Source organism: Lysinibacillus sphaericus (assembly GCF_005217585.1).
GTDB classification, from domain to species: Bacteria; Bacillota; Bacilli; order Bacillales_A; family Planococcaceae; genus Lysinibacillus; species Lysinibacillus sphaericus.
In genome coordinates this window covers 843,016-858,474 of record NZ_SZPT01000001.1, presented here as the reverse complement: position 1 = coordinate 858,474, position 15,459 = coordinate 843,016, and the positions used below count along the sequence as shown (strand labels likewise).

At 38.6% G+C, this 15,459-nt stretch carries 16 protein-coding genes; 5 read left to right on the top strand and 11 right to left on the bottom strand.

Going from position 1 to position 15,459, the window contains the following annotated elements; translation table 11 throughout:
- Positions 1-34: 34 nt before the first annotated feature.
- On the top strand, positions 35-661 hold the full coding sequence (locus FC748_RS04230) for a YczE/YyaS/YitT family protein (protein ID WP_024361031.1): 627 nt from the start codon (positions 35-37) through the stop codon (positions 659-661).
- A 64-nt stretch (positions 662-725) separates the two neighbouring features.
- Here the strand turns inward: FC748_RS04230 and FC748_RS04225 are convergent, their stop codons facing one another.
- From FC748_RS04225 to FC748_RS04185, 9 genes are all read right to left on the bottom strand, one after another.
- The gene (locus FC748_RS04225; RefSeq protein WP_024361032.1) at positions 726-1,358 is read right to left on the bottom strand and encodes a 50S ribosomal protein L25/general stress protein Ctc; all 633 of its coding nucleotides are present in this window, start codon (positions 1,356-1,358) and stop codon (positions 726-728) included.
- A gap of 153 nt (positions 1,359-1,511) precedes the next feature.
- The gene (gene cntE / locus FC748_RS04220; protein WP_108030086.1) at positions 1,512-2,711 is read right to left on the bottom strand and encodes a staphylopine family metallophore export MFS transporter CntE; all 1,200 of its coding nucleotides are present in this window, start codon (positions 2,709-2,711) and stop codon (positions 1,512-1,514) included.
- A complete protein-coding gene (locus FC748_RS04215; protein WP_024361034.1) occupies positions 2,708-3,532 on the bottom strand; it encodes an ABC transporter ATP-binding protein in 825 nt (274 codons plus the stop codon). The genes cntE and FC748_RS04215 overlap by 4 nt, the downstream gene beginning before the upstream one ends.
- Positions 3,526-4,398 carry an ABC transporter ATP-binding protein gene (locus tag FC748_RS04210; protein ID WP_108030085.1) on the bottom strand — a complete coding sequence of 291 codons (873 nt, stop codon included), beginning with the start codon at positions 4,396-4,398 and terminating at the stop codon, positions 3,526-3,528. Before FC748_RS04210 ends, FC748_RS04215 begins: the two co-directional genes overlap by 7 nt.
- A gap of 15 nt (positions 4,399-4,413) precedes the next feature.
- A complete protein-coding gene (locus FC748_RS04205; RefSeq protein WP_108030084.1) occupies positions 4,414-5,220 on the bottom strand; it encodes an ABC transporter permease in 807 nt (268 codons plus the stop codon).
- A complete protein-coding gene (locus FC748_RS04200) occupies positions 5,220-6,161 on the bottom strand; it encodes an ABC transporter permease (protein ID WP_108030083.1) in 942 nt (313 codons plus the stop codon). Before FC748_RS04200 ends, FC748_RS04205 begins: the two co-directional genes overlap by 1 nt.
- Before the next feature lie 4 nt (positions 6,162-6,165).
- Positions 6,166-7,761, bottom strand: coding sequence for a nickel ABC transporter substrate-binding protein (gene nikA, locus FC748_RS04195; RefSeq protein ID WP_108030082.1), 1,596 nt, complete (start codon positions 7,759-7,761; stop codon positions 6,166-6,168).
- Between the two features lie 170 nt (positions 7,762-7,931).
- Positions 7,932-8,846: an S-layer homology domain-containing protein gene (locus FC748_RS04190; protein WP_167492623.1), complete on the bottom strand. Its 915-nt coding sequence runs from the start codon at positions 8,844-8,846 to the stop codon at positions 7,932-7,934.
- A 156-nt stretch (positions 8,847-9,002) separates the two neighbouring features.
- Positions 9,003-9,695 (bottom strand): YjjG family noncanonical pyrimidine nucleotidase, encoded by a 693-nt coding sequence (locus tag FC748_RS04185; RefSeq protein ID WP_024361040.1) that lies wholly within the window; start codon positions 9,693-9,695, stop codon positions 9,003-9,005.
- A gap of 394 nt (positions 9,696-10,089) precedes the next feature.
- Between FC748_RS04185 and yfkAB the strand changes: the two genes are divergently transcribed.
- A complete protein-coding gene (gene yfkAB, locus FC748_RS04180; RefSeq protein ID WP_029747077.1) occupies positions 10,090-11,202 on the top strand; it encodes a radical SAM/CxCxxxxC motif protein YfkAB in 1,113 nt (370 codons plus the stop codon).
- 165 nt (positions 11,203-11,367) lie between these two features.
- On the opposite strand, the gene FC748_RS04175 is transcribed toward yfkAB, so the two are convergent.
- Entirely contained in the window at positions 11,368-12,366 is a 999-nt protein-coding gene (locus FC748_RS04175) for an LLM class flavin-dependent oxidoreductase (protein ID WP_108030080.1), read from the bottom strand.
- A 75-nt stretch (positions 12,367-12,441) separates the two neighbouring features.
- Complete coding sequence (locus FC748_RS04170; RefSeq protein WP_108030079.1) at positions 12,442-12,867, bottom strand: hypothetical protein; 426 nt, start codon at positions 12,865-12,867, stop codon at positions 12,442-12,444.
- 216 nt (positions 12,868-13,083) lie between these two features.
- Here FC748_RS04170 and FC748_RS04165 point away from each other — a divergent pair, with 216 nt between their 5' ends.
- From FC748_RS04165 to rsiV, 3 genes are all read left to right on the top strand, one after another.
- Positions 13,084-13,851, top strand: coding sequence for a TSUP family transporter (locus FC748_RS04165; RefSeq protein WP_108030078.1), 768 nt, complete (start codon positions 13,084-13,086; stop codon positions 13,849-13,851).
- A gap of 120 nt (positions 13,852-13,971) precedes the next feature.
- On the top strand, positions 13,972-14,490 hold the full coding sequence (locus FC748_RS04160) for an RNA polymerase sigma factor SigV (protein ID WP_024361045.1): 519 nt from the start codon (positions 13,972-13,974) through the stop codon (positions 14,488-14,490).
- Complete coding sequence (gene rsiV / locus FC748_RS04155; RefSeq protein ID WP_024361046.1) at positions 14,483-15,373, top strand: anti-sigma-V factor RsiV; 891 nt, start codon at positions 14,483-14,485, stop codon at positions 15,371-15,373. Before FC748_RS04160 ends, rsiV begins: the two co-directional genes overlap by 8 nt.
- The last annotated feature ends 86 nt before the right edge of the window (positions 15,374-15,459 follow it).

Here is a 15,459-nt window from a genome sequence, read left to right as displayed (position 1 = left end):
ACAACATGAATTTTTTAGAATGAGGGTATTCAAAATGAAACAAGCTTTTTTTACACGATGTCTGTTTTTCATCGTTGGCATTATCGTATTATCATTTGGCGTCACGTTAACGATTAAAGGGCAATTGTTTGGCGTTGGTTCATGGGATGTCTTACATATAGGTCTAGCCAAAACGTTTGGTCTAACGATTGGCACTTGGTCCATCCTCATTGGCTTAGCCATTTTAGCTTTTGATATGTTAGTGACGAAGAAGTTTCCTTTGCCAGGTACATTTGTAGATATGTTTTTAGCTGGTATTTTTATTGATATCTTCAACTTCTGGCTTCCTGATATTGAGGGTTTTTGGATGCAACTATTTGCTTACCTCACTGGATTGCTATTACTTGGCTGGGGCTGTGGTATGTATATGGTAGCCAATTTAGGAATTGGCCCACGAGATACATTAATGCTTTTGATGGTTCATAAGCTTGGCTGGAGTGTCACACGTGCTCGTACTTTGATGGAAGTAACAGTAGCGATCATCGGCTTTTTCCTCGGAGGTCCTATTGGTGTAGGAACAGTCCTAATGGCTTTTGGTCTAGGTCCTATTGTACAAGTAGCATTAGCCTATAACGAGAAATTATTTACAAAATGGACTGGTGTGAAGAGCGCGATTATTTAAAATCATACAAATGAAAAAAGGAGCCTTTTATGGCTCCTTTTTAGTTACAAGGATACTACACTTTTTATTCCCTCGGCTCAGCTGTATTTTGTCCCGTTGCTTCTATTACCTCAGGCGTACCATCTACTGTTTCCTCTTGCTCATTTTCTGCTGGTGGTGGTGTAATGGTCACTAATGTATAGTCATCTTCATTGAGAATTTCAAAATGGAAGTTTTGACGAATATCCCCCACATACAGCGAAGTCCCAATAGCAACATTGGTTACATCGATTTCTATCGTTTCTGGTATTTCCGATGGCTGTACTTTAATGCGTATATCACGATTTGGTTGTAACAGGAAACCACCATCTTTTACACCTATCGCTTCCCCTACAACGGAAACAGGAATATCGACTTCTAGCTCCTCTGACATATTGATTGATTTAAAGTCAACATGCTTCACATGACCTTTTAATGCACAGCGTTGAACTTCATTTAACACGGCATTTATTTTCTTGCCTTCCACATCTAATTGAAAGACACTTTTACTACCGATTTCACTTAACACTTTCGCAAACATTCTTGCGTCAAGTGAAATCGACGTCGGCTCCATTTGATAGCCGTAAACAATGCCAGGAATGGCACCACTTTGTCTTAGTTTAGTTAGTGTTGAACGTTGTCCTTTATGACGGGTTGTAGCATTTAAAATGGTACTCATTAGCATTTTCCCCTTTCGTGAAAACTAGTCTCATAAAAGGTTTTGCCCGTTATGTTGATTTTTATACCTTTCATACGATTAACTATTCTTTTCTACTTCTAAAATTTTGTCATTAATAAGCTATTTTTTCCTTCAACTTGCTAAAAGCACCCATTAGCTCTTTGTCGCGATTAGATGCTCGTACTTTCCCGTCATTTGACGTTTAAGAAGAACAAGTATTAGCGCTATTCCTGCTATTATTGTGCACATCATAAACATCATGGCATATGAAGTGAATTGCACAACGAAGCCCATGAAAAAGCTACCTGCCCCAAAACCTAAATCATATGTAGCTAAATAGAGCCCTAGCAATGTGTAACGCGCTTCCTTTGGTATAGCAAAGGACATATATGTAGTAACCGTTGGATAGAGCATTGCCGATGCTAAACCATTAAAAATAGCGGACATATAAACGAATGACCCAAGCATGGGTAACATGGCAAGTAATGTCGTACCGAGCATTGAACTGATTAACACTATCGAGATAAACATTGGATGCCATTTACCATCAGAAGGGATATATTGGCGGCATAAAAAACGGCTACCGACAACGACAATTGCCTGTAAAAATAAATATAGCGCTGGATTGGCAATACCTTCCGTTAGCATATAAAGTGGTACAAAAGTAGAAATAGCTCCAAATACGGCAGCGCCTATTGCCATGACAATAGCTGAGAGCATTAGCCCTTTATGCTGTTTTGTACGCTTTAAAGCATAAAGCATGTCGTTAAGTGAAATCCGTTGTTTTGCTGCTTTTATTTTCGGTAAAGGCGAACGAATAAAGCAAAATAATGGTGCGATTGCTAAAAAGACAATAAATGCCAGTAAATAATGCAGTTCAAACTGGCTCCAAAGTAACAATGCTACTGCCGGCCCGTAAATTGCAGGCATTACGGTGGATAAGGAATACATCGACATCCCCTGCCCACGATCTTCATCTTGTAACACATCTGCTATGCCAAGTTGCATGGCCATCGAGAAAAAGGCTGTGATGACGCCTTGTAGTATCCGCACAATATAGAGACTATCAATGCCAAATACGACATAAATAAGTAATGCTACCGCGTGGGCTAGTAATAGCCATTTCATAATAGTATATGGACTATGTTGTGCTACCATCTGCCCAGCAAATGGACGTAAAAACATACAGACAAGCATATACATCGCCATCATCACACCGATTTGACTTTCTTTAAAGCCTCCCGCTGCTGCCTGAACAGGAAAAATAACGGTTAATACGGCATTTGCCGTAAAGAAAAACATAGCAAGTCCATACATTTGGAGCATGCGGCCCGATAATGGACGATACCTCATGAAACATGCTCCTCTCGATCAAATCCTTGCGGTTGAGAAGGATGCTTACAAGGAATCGGTAATCTTGCTGCTAATAGTCGTCTACTCACTGGATGTGTCATGTTGTCAATTTGTGTTACATCGCTTACAAACTCGACAATTTCCCCTTTATCCATCACAGCTACTTCATCAGCAAATAACTGTACTGCATGTAAGTCATGGGTAATAAAGAAGTAACTAAATCCTTTTTCCCGCTGTAACTGTTTCAGTAGTTTTAATATACTTATCTGCACAAGTAAATCTAGGCTATTGATAGATTCATCGAGGACTATTAGTTTAGGATCGGTTGCAATGGCTCTTGCTATCGTCACACGCTGTAATTGCCCCCCACTTAATTGATGCGGATATTTATCGGCATCTCTTGGGGCTAATCCAACTTGTACAAGTAACTGTTCGATTTTCTTTACTCGTTCTGCCTTCGATAGTGATAGGTGAAGTTCCATTGGTTCCGCAATAATGTCCTTTATTTTCATTTTCGGATTGACCGCACTTTGGCAATCTTGAAAAACCACTTGTATATTTTTTTGTAACAGTTTTTTTGACGCTTTCACTGTCGTACACACATTCAAGTTATCAAATAGAATCGCGCCACAATCTGGTTGTTCTATCCCTAATACAAGCTTGCCAAGCGTTGTTTTCCCGCTACCACTTTCACCGACAATTGCTAAGCATACACCCTGTCGAAGTGTTAATGTCACATCTTTCACAGCCTGTATTCTTTCTTTTATACGAAACCAGCCTTTTTGCTGATAGCATTTTGAAACATGTTGTATCATTAACATGAGGTTTCCTCCTGTCTTACCCAGTGACCTTGCCTATATTCATATAATTCACCTCTTACTTCCCCCGTCCATGCATCCACTAACTGTTCAAGCGAGTATTTATTATCCTTCGCTGCTAATAGTGCTTGTGTATAGGAATGAACAGGCTCCACTAAAATACAGTTAGCAGGACCATATTCCATAATTTGCCCTCGGCGCATAACCACAATGATATCCGCCATTTTGGCAATTACGCCTAAATCATGTGAGACAATCAGCATACTTGTATTTGTTTGCTGTTGATATAATGCTAATTCCTCTAAAATCTCAAGTTGTGTCAACGTATCAAGAGCTGTCGTTGGTTCATCGGCTAATAACAGCTTCGGGCTAAGACTCGCTGCAAGAGCAATCATAATGCGTTGGAGCATCCCACCACTTAATTCATGTGGATATTTTTTTAAAATTGATGGATCCGGTAGTTGAAAGCGCGCTAGTTGTTGTGCGGCTAATTTTAGTGCCTGTTGTTTTTTCACAGGGGTATGTGCTTGCATCGTTTCAACGAAATGATCGCCAACTGTAACCAAAGGGTTAAACATAGCCATCGGATTTTGCATAATAAGCGCAATATCATTACCTCGAAGCTGTCGCATTTCTTGCTCGTCCATGGCTAATAATGAACGTCCTTCAAATAAAATATCACCATTATAGCGTCTAGAATCCCGAAATAGTTGCATAACTGCATGACACAACATCGTTTTACCACTGCCACTCTCTCCAACTATACCGACTGTTTGACCAGCAGGAATCATCATACTAGCATCTTGTACGACTTGTTTTTCCCCATTCTCGGTTTGTATCCAAATAGAAAGTTGTTGTATTTCTAACATGTCACGACCTCCCTTCTATATTGCTTTTGGATCCATTGCCTCTCGAAGTGCATCGCCAAACCAATTCAAAATCAAAACGGTGAATGAAATCATAATACCTGGTAGAAACATGAGCATCGGATGACTCATCAAATACGTTTTACTATCGCTAATCATCATGCCCCATTCCGCCATCGGTGCTGACACCCCTAAACCTAAAAATGACAACTCAGAAATAAGTAAAATCGTTGAGCCAAGACCAATTAATTTCAATAAAAAAATTTGTGGGAATACAAAAGGTACAATATGTCTTATCATAATTTTCCATTTTGGAACTCCTATTGTACGCGCATACTGTACATACGTACTTTCTTTTAATGACCGCACCATGTTGCGAATAATCCGTGCAAAGCCCACCCATGACACAAGCACAATGGCGATAAACATATTACGTATACCGCCACCAAGCGCTCCAACAATTACAAGTGCAAATACGAAATCAGGAATCGCTAGAAAAATGTCGCAAAGGCGCATTAACACTAAATCGATAATACCTCCAACATAACCAGCAAGCAGCCCGACAAACATGCTAATAAACAATGTTACGACAAGTACACTCAACGCGATGAAAAGAGATACTCGTGCCCCATATAATAAACGCGATAACACACAGCGCCCTAAATAATCGGTACCTAATGGATAGTCAGTAGAAAAACCTTGTAATTTCAATGCCATATTGGTCGCATAAGGATCATTTGGGGCAAGCCACGGTGCAAATATTGCCATGGCAATCAGCAATAACACAAGCACACTACTACTAATAAGCGCTATTTTCTTTTTCATTATGCTCCGTCTCCTTTTAACCTTACCCTTGGATCAACAAGTGCACACAATAGATCTGCAACAAAATTAAAGAAGATGTAAAGCCCACCAATCATTACGATAAAGCCTTGTAGCACAAAATAATCTCTAGCAAACATCGACTCTACAACAAATCGTCCTACTCCTGATATTGTAAAAACAATTTCAATAATAGCCGCTCCCCCAAGCAATCCACCACATGTCATAGCAAGCGAGGTAACGAGCTGTGGTAAAATCCCTTTCACAACATGCCTCCGTATAATGACCGACTCTTTCACACCGCGGGCTCTTGCAAAGACTACATGTGGTTTATTGATTTCTTCCAGCATGCTGGATCGAATGAGCCGAATGTAGTAAGGAATAAAACCGAGTGCAAGCGTTCCAGCAGGCAAAATGACATGTGCAAAACTACCCCACCCCATTAGAGGAAGCAATCCCCATTTTAATGCCACGATATAGACAAAAACAAAAGCAAGCCAGAAGCTCGGCATAGATGCGAGTGTAAAAATAAACGAACGACTAAGCCAATCGATAAACCCACCTCGCTTAGTAGCAGACCAAATACCAACCGTCAAACTAACCGTAACAATCATAATAAAGGCGGTTGCTGCAAGTGTCAGCGTGACATGAAAACGTTGCAAAAGTTCTGCTGTTACTGACTTTTTCGATACAAATGATTCACCAAAATCCAACGTCATAGCATTCACCAACCAAGTACTATATTGCACGAGTAAGGGACGATTATAGCCCTCTTCCTCACGCATGGATGCAAGTGCTTCTTCTGATATTGGAATTTGATTCATTGTAAAATAGGCTTCCACTGGATCTACTGGAATAACACGAATTAACCCAAATGCTATAATGGTCATACCAAAAAACGCCAGTAACATACTACCCAATCGCTTCGCTAAAAATCGTCCCATCTACTTACTTCACCTCAAAGTTTTTTAGAGGGACTTCATACTGTTGCTTCGAGAATGACAAATTAGCTAACTCATTATTCGCAACTAAATAATTTGTACGGTACGATAACGGCATGAAAATGGCTTCCTCATGAATTGTTTGAAAAATGGACTCGTACAATGCTCGCCGTTGTCCTTCGTCTGTTGAACGAATTACTTTCCCTATATTCGCTGTCAGTTGCTCTGAAACGGCCAATCCTTTTTGTGCGTAATAACCGATTTGCTTGTCACCTGTCATTGTGCGTATATACATATGCGGATCATAGGGTACTCCCCATGTATCATTCATAATCAAGTTGTATTGACCTGTTTTACTACGCATTTTGAAAAGTTGATCTTCTTCTCCAATCAACTGGACTTCTACGCCTATTTCACGCCATGCACTTTGTAAATATTCGAAAATGGTCTTATGCACTTGGTCACCGCTGTTATACGGTATTACTAACGTTAATGTTTGCCCATTTTTTGTGCGGAATGTAGCACCGCTTTCTAACGCCCAGCCTGCATCCTCTAGCAGTTGTGTCGCTTTCTCTAAGTTGTAAGTATAATGTTCTAGTTTGATATCACTAAATGGAAAACCTGGTGCAAATAATGTATAGGCTTCTTGCTCTAAGCCGTTCAATACATAATCAATCATTGTTTGTCGGTCAAAGGCGTGTTGCAATGCTAGTCTTACATTTTTATCCTGCGTCACTCCATACGTAGTATTGAATGATAAAATTCTTGTAGAAGATGGCTCGGAAATCATTGTTTGATATTTTCCCGTTTTTTGTAACGCTTGGTATTCCGCAGGTGCAAGTTGCCCACTACCAAAAATTAAATCAATATCCCCTTTTTCTAGCGCCATCATTCGCGCTTGTGCATCAGGAATAATTTTGACGATTACTTTTTTTAACTTTGGTTTTTCTCCCCAATAATTTTCGTTTCGTGTAAACTCTGCAAAGCTTTCTTGCTGATAGTCAGTTAAAATCCACGGGCCTGAACCAATCGGCTTTGCTATCCCATCCTTTGTCGTGCCACTCTCTGGGAAACCACTATCTGCTAACATACGCAGTGGACGAATCAGTGATAATTCTTGCAAAAATGGATAATAAGGTTCTTTTAAATTGATTTTAACTTGTCGTTCATCCACTATTTCCACGTTATCAATAACAGCAACAACTTCTAGCCAGCTATGTGCAGCACTATTTTCGACAACGGTATCAATATTTCTTTTTACATTTTCTGCAGTTAGCTTCGAACCATCTGAATACATTACATCATCACGTAATGTAAAAGTATAACTTTTACCATCTGTAGCCATTTCCCACGACGTTGCGAGCGCCGGTTGTATTTTTCCATCTTCTCCATAGCTCACTAATGGATCATATAGCATGGCTTGTGCAAACAGTTCATTTGGAGCATACATATGTGGATTAACTTGACCTATATCTTTGACCCAAGACATGGTCAGTACACTTTTTGGGTTGCTACTTGTGCTTTGTTTTTTATCCTCTGAATTTCCGCATGCAGCTAATATACTCAATGCGAAGATAAGTAGGAAACTAGACAATTTTCTCATAATTTGTTCCCCTTTCTCAAATAGTAATGATTACTATTATCACTACAATTTGCAATTCTAATTGATTCTTAACTTTTTGTAAAGTACTTATACAATAAAAAACACCTTTTCTTCCAATAAAGGAGGAAAAGGTGTGAAGGCCGTGACAGGCACGCAAACAATTCTGACAATTATAATCTACCTGCAACTTGTAAAGTTACTGCTAGCATTTTCGCAAATTGACTTCGAGTTATATAGTCGTTTGGACGCAGTGTTGCACTATCGTCTAGCGCGCCAATCGCATAGAGTGTTTGCGTGTGACGCAGTAGCTCTCCTTGGAATGCACGACTATCTTCATAAGGTAATGTCGGTTCATCTTCATGCACAAAATCAACAGCATCCAATGTACGTCCGAGCATTAAAATTGCCTGTTGGCGTGTAATTTTGCCATTCGGATCAAAAATAGTTGGCGATTTGCCATTTATAATACCTAACGAATGCAAGGCACCTACATGACCAACGTACCACGATTTTTTTTGGTCTATATCTGTAAACTGTTTTGTTGGCATCTGCTGGAAGCTAAATGCACGAACGAGCAAGGCACTAAACTGTGCACGTGTTAAAGCATCGTTTACACCAAAATAATCAGGTGTGCGCCCTCGAATAATACCGCGCTCCGCCAAAGTTTGGATATAGCTACTACCTGTTGCTCTTGTTAGATCTCGAAAATAGATTTGTTCAGGGTGCACAAATTTCAGATCTGCATTATTATGAATGGTTGCAACAACACGGTCCCCTTCATCTCGATAGGCAACAGGCTCTGTAATTCCCTTTTTAAACACTTGCTGTAGCACGCCAGTTTGACCATTTTTAAAAATGACAACCTCAAGCGGTTGACGATTATTGACAATATTCGCCTTGATGCTATAAACTCCATTTTTTTCAGTTGCAGAAATGGTCGCACCATAAGCGGAATATACTGTCATATTTTCCGTTTTCATATGTACGTAATTCGTCGGTTCGTCATAGGCAGATGCTTGCATCGGGCAAGCTATAGACGCCCCCAACAGTGTTATTAACATTGTTTTTTGAAAAATTCCTTTCATACTGGTCCTCCCTCGTTTTTCTATTACTATCATAATAGATTTAAATGTGTAAAAATATAGTATTTTTAGCACATACTCCTACCAATCGTCATTTTTAAGTAATAAAAACTTCGCTCACTATTATAACTGCTAATAGTTGAGCGAAGTTCCTTCATTTTATTCTTGATTTAATAACAAATGCAACTCGTGCAATTTTTTAATTTCATAATGAGGTTGAATATCCGTTGCATTGTTAATATTACGAATGTTAAACCAACACGTATCAATTCCTGCTAGCAAACCACCTTTAACATCCGATGTTAGCGAGTCGCCAACAATCATGGTCTTGTCTTTATCTAATCCCTCGATACGCTCAAAAACATAATTGAAAAAAGCTGGCATCGGTTTCTGATAGCCTGTTTGCTCTGAAATAAAAATCCCTTTAAAGTACTTTGCTAAATCTGCATCAGCTAATCGTTTATTTTGCGTCTTCGTCTTACCATTCGAAACGACATATAAATCATAACTACCCGCAAGCTGTGCAATAAGCTCATAGGCGCCATCAACATAATGATGCGCTTCCTGCAAGTACTTTTGGAAACCTGCTTCAAAATATTCTCCGTCTACCTCTATACCAAATTCCTTTAACGCAATGGAGAAGCGAGTATTATGTAATGTATTTTTTGTTACTTCGCCTCGTTCAAAGGCACGCCACAAGGACTCATTAATTTCTTTATAGCGGGCAATCATCTCTGGTGTAGTAGCAATATTTTCTTGTTCAAACAAACGGTCTAGTGCTGCATTTTCAGCCAAATCAAAATCTAATAATGTATCATCTACATCAAATAATAGTATCTCATACTTATTCAAAACGATTTCCTACTTTCTTTGTTACGGTCTTACCGCCTTGCTTTCTTTATCATAACGTTTTTTTGGAAAAATAGTAAACTATACACTCAGTCTTTTCTTTGCATCGGTGTATTTAAAGCAAACAGCCTTTTTACCGCTTCCTGTACTTCACTTAAAACATGGTTTGTATACTGTCAATCCATTTCCTTACCGCGCGTTAATATTTAGCCAATAAGTTCAACGTATTACATATAACCTCATAGAATTCTTTAGCGTTTTCTTATATGAACATTATTTCCTACAGAAAGATTAAAATACATCATTTACACGAAAAAAAGCTCTTTCAATAATTTCATATTTGAAAATAGTAGTGAATATGAGACAATAGAATGCTAGAAAGGAAGATGTACGAATTATGACGACCTTACAAACAATTACACCCCACTTTGATCCATGGGAAGCGTATTTAGATGTCGAACAACATGGGCACATGACCCTATCAAATATTGAATTTACAACAACAACTCTTTGCAATATGCGTTGTGCACACTGTGCAGTCGGCTATACATTGCAAAATAAAGATCCGCAAGCCTTGCCAATGGAGTTGATTACAAAGCGACTGGATGAAATTCCACACTTAAAAACGCTTAGCATTACTGGTGGCGAACCGATGATGTCGAAGAAATCCGTGCAAAATTATGTACTTCCCCTATTAAAATACGCACACGCACGTGGGGTTCGTACACAAATTAACTCGAACTTAACCATTGAGCCAGAACGTTATTTACTCATTGCCCCTTATTTAGATGTTTTACATATTTCACATAACTGGGGTACGGTGGATGAATTCGTTGAAACTGGTTTTGCTATGATGGAGCGAAAACCAACTTATGAACAGCGTGCGGCTTTGTTCCAACGCATGATTGATAACTCCAAAATGCTTGCGGAACACGGCGTTATGGTCTCTGCTGAAACAATGCTCAACAAAAAAACATTGCCTTACCTAGAGCATATTCACAATCAAATTATCAACGAAATGCACTGTGCTCGTCACGAAGTACATCCGATGTATCCATCAGACTTTGCCAGCTCACTAAGTTCACTGTCTCTAGCGGAAACTCGCGCTGCTATTCATCATTTACTTGATGTGCGTGATGAAAATACTTGGATGTTATTTGGTACGCTACCGTTTTATCCATGTAGTACCGATGAGGAAGATCAAAAACTATTAAAACGTTTACGCGAGACGAAAAACGTGACAGTACGTAATGATCCAGATGGTCGTTCTCGACTAAACGTTAATATTTTTACAGGCGATGTAATCGTTACAGACTTTGGCGATGCATCAGCGCTTGGCAATATTGCTCACGATAAACTACCTGCAATTTTCGATAAATGGATGGCGACAGATTTAGCCAAATCATTAAACTGCCACTGTCCCGCTGTAAAATGCTTAGGTCCGAACGTCTTAGTAAAAAATATGTACTATCAGCACACTACCTTTACGAGTGGCTCAGCAAAACTTTAAACACACAAAAATGTCCAATGCGCTTGAATGCATTGGACATTTTACTATAAATATTCTTTATATTGCGTTGATTTCTTGTTCTGTACTGGCGTGTTACGCTTTTTTGCAAAGAGCTCCTTGTTACAACCTATTTTCTGCAATTACCGTTACATTGTATTAAAAACATTATTGTGAAATCAATTCTTTTGCCAGCAGTTTATAACAATTTAAGCGACTTTCCTGCGCATATTGATTGCAGTTTAGCATTACTTCATCAAAGCCATATTGCTCCTGCTCAGCTACTAAAAATGCCGCAACATCCTTCGGTGTGCCAACAATGTTGGCTTTACGATTATTTTCAATCATCATTTTATCCATCTCGGTCAATGGATAGTCCTGCGCCTCTTCAGGCGACATCGCTTGGATAATTTGGCCCTTCATCAATTGAAGCCGCGTAATATCAATCGGTTTCGCTAAGTATTCTGCCTCCTCTAAAGTATCGGCAACCGTTGTCGCATAAGTAACGATAATTTGCGGTTTTTCCATATAATAAGAAGGTGTAAAGTACAATTTATACGTATCAAAAATATCTTTAGACATATTGCCAGTAAAGAACTGGGCATACGAATAACCTACACCACGTTGCCCTGCTTGCATGGCACTTTGACCGCTTGAGCCAAGCAACCACGCTTCTGGTAATTGACTGATAGTAGGTGATGCAACGACTTGATCATAGACTGATTCGCCAGTCTTTTGGTTATTCATCAGTTTTAAAATAGTATCGAGTTTATCATATTGTTCATCAAAATGCTGTCTGCGTCCCTCGGCAAGGGCATAAATCGATGCATGGTCTCCACCAGGTGCACGGCCAACACCAAAGTCAATGCGATTTGGTGCAAGTGCACTTAATGTTTTAAAAACTTCTGCCAACTTGTACGGCGAATAATGCATCATCATAACGCCACCAGTGCCAATACGTAAACGTTTTGTTTTCGCAGCTAAATATGCCGCTGTTATTTCAGGCGCTGAGCTTGCCAGTGATGCGCTATTATGATGTTCTGCCAACCACATACGATTGAAGCCTAGTTCTTCACCTAAAAGCGCTAATTGTTCTGTCCGCAAAAATGCCTGTTCAGCACTATGACCTTTTGGTACAGGAATTTGATCTAAAATACTTAACTTCAATGAAAACACCCTCTCTGTCTGTATGCTCTCTTTACTACTGTAATATAGTAATTCTATTTTACAAAGTAAAAGCACTTACTGATAAGCGAGTTGTTTCATTTCCCATGTTTCATACACCATGCCAATAAGCGTTCCTTTTTGTTGGGAATCAAGGACTTCATCGTTAAATTTCATTGCGAAAAGCTTAAATTCGTTCGCTTCCTCATTCACAACAAATTGCAAAATAGCATGTCCCTTTTCCTCTAAAAACACAATGTCCCCTGAAAGTTCAACAACATGTTGACCCGTTTTCGCCTCATAATAGCGCCAATAGGGTTCTGTAAAAGCATAATTAAAAGCATCACGGACTTTCACATCGGTAAAGTCAACTAAATAGCCCTCTTTTACTGAATCGATGTACACATTATCGGTAACATCCTTTTTCGCATTGAACACATAACCTACAAGCACTCCCATAAATACAACACAAACAAAAACCCGAAAATGATTTCCTAAAGACAAATGTCATCACGTCCCCTTTACGCAAAAACATCATTTTCTTCATAATACATTAAAATAGTTGCATAAAGTAGAAAATTTTTGTATTTTGTAGATTTTTTATATTCCTCTCACAATTGAACCATACTAAATGCGGTACTCAAATTTATTTCAAACTATTTACAGTCACTCTTTGTTCCGCTAATATCAGATTATTATTATAGAAAAGAGATGACGTTGGTGCCTTTTGATTTAGATTTGAATATTTTATTGATTCTTATTATTTTTGGCTTTTTGGCCGCATTCATTGACTCAGTAGTTGGTGGAGGCGGGCTTATTTCATTGCCTGCCCTCTTATTCGTAGGATTACCACCCTCTGCCGCTGTCGCAACCAATAAACTTGCTGGTACAATGGGCTCTCTAACAAGTACCATTACGTTTTACCGCTCTGGAAAATTAGACATCCGATCTGTCTACAAGCTATTTCCATTTGTTTTTATTGGCTCCATGGTCGGGGCATGGATTGTCCATTTAATCGATCCAAGTGTTTTAAAACCGTTAATGTTAATTATGCTAGCCATTGTAGCCGTTTATACAATATTAAAAAAAGACTGGGGGGGCATTTCTACATATAATAAGCTAACACCTAAACGATATGCTGCTTTCATCCTTATTATTACTTTAATTGGTTTCTATGATGGTTTTTTAGGACCAGGTACAGGCTCATTTTTACTATTTGCTTTTCTAATAGTAGGCTTTGACTTTTTAAAATCAGCGGGCAATGCTAAATTTTTGAATTTTGGCAGTAACATTGCAGCACTTTTAATGTTTATCTACTTAGGGCAGATCCATTATACTTACGGCTTCGCTATGGGGCTTGCGCAAATTGCAGGTGCGATCGTTGGTTCAAAATTTGCTATTAAACGTGGGAGCAGTTATGTACGTAAGCTATTTATTGTCGTCACAATTTTATTACTACTGAAAAATACATACGACTATTTTTCATAAAATCCTTCTTACCTCTCACAGGAGGTAAGTTTTTTTTTCTTTCTATCAACTTTTTCTCCACTTTCACACGTCTAGTAGTTGTATACAATTTGAAAATGTTAAAAAGGAGCTTCTTTGGACATGAAAACAAGAAATGCATTTCAACATGAAGAGGTGTTTGTCCAGTTAATTCGCGAACAGAAAGAACGATTTTATTTGCTAGCCTATAGCTATACGAAAAATGAGCAGGATGCACTCGATATAGTACAAGACAGCATTCAAAAAGCGATGCTTTCTCTCGATCGATTAGAGCACGTGGATTATATGAAAAGCTGGTTTTACAAAATCGTTGTAAGAACAGCAATAGATTTTTTGCGCAAACACAATCGCTTACAAGTAACAGACGACGACACACTACAATATTTAACACCTGCTCAAGAAGATATTTACGAAGACATCGACCTAGAGCATGCGTTAGAAGAATTACCCCAGATGTACCGTGAAGTAGTGATTTTGCATTACTTTGAGGATTTAAAGCTAGCTGATGTTGCCAGTATATTAGACATCAAGCTGAGCACAGCAAAATCACGCCTATATAAAGCATTAAAACTGTTAAAAATACAACTCCAAGATGGGAAGGGAGAAACCGCACATGGATAAAAAATTAAAAGATTTAAAAAAACAATATGAAGAAGTACCAATTCCAAAAGAGCTTGACTTTGTTGTGGAAAATGCATTAAAGCAAAGTAAAAAGAAGAAAAAAAATCGAACGCCACACTGGTTACTAGGAACAGCAGCAGCAGCTATGCTGTTTACCGCTAGCTTAAACGTTAGCCCTGCAATGGCACGTACGCTTTCGGAAATACCTGTTGTCGGAAGTGTTGTAAAAGTACTTACTTGGACTGAATACGAAGTGGCAGATGACACATATGAAGCGAATATTAAAGTTCCTTCTATTGAAAATTTAGAAAATCAAAAGCTTGCCAATACATTAAATGAAAAGTATCGTGCAGAAGGAAAAGCGCTTTACGATGAATTTATTGCAGATGTTGGAGATATAAAGGCGAATGGCGGTGGTCACTATGGCGTAGATAGCGGCTATGACATTAAAACTGATAACGATCAAATTTTATCGATAGGACGTTATATCGTCAATACAGTTGGTTCCTCTTCAACAGTTATGCATTATGATACGATTGATAAACAAAATGAAATTTTAATCACGCTACCAATGTTATTTAAAGATGACAGCTATATTCGTGTCATTAGTGACAATATTAAAGAACAAATGCGTGCACAAATTGCTGCATCGAACGAAGAAAAAGTCTATTGGGTCAAAGGTGCAGGCTTGCCTGATGAGGATTTAATGGATGATTTTAACGCTATTGACGCTGAACAACAATTCTATATTTCGGATAAAGGAAAGCTTGTCATTTCATTCGATAAATATGAAGTAGCACCTGGTTATATGGGCGTAGTAGAATTTGAAATTCCAACAGACGTACTGCAAAACAGTCTGGTAAGCAATCAATATATTCACTAAATAGCTGGCACTATCTCAAGTTTCATGAGATAGTGCCTTTTTATAACTTATAATCCTTCAACTTTTTGTCAATGCTAATATGTATC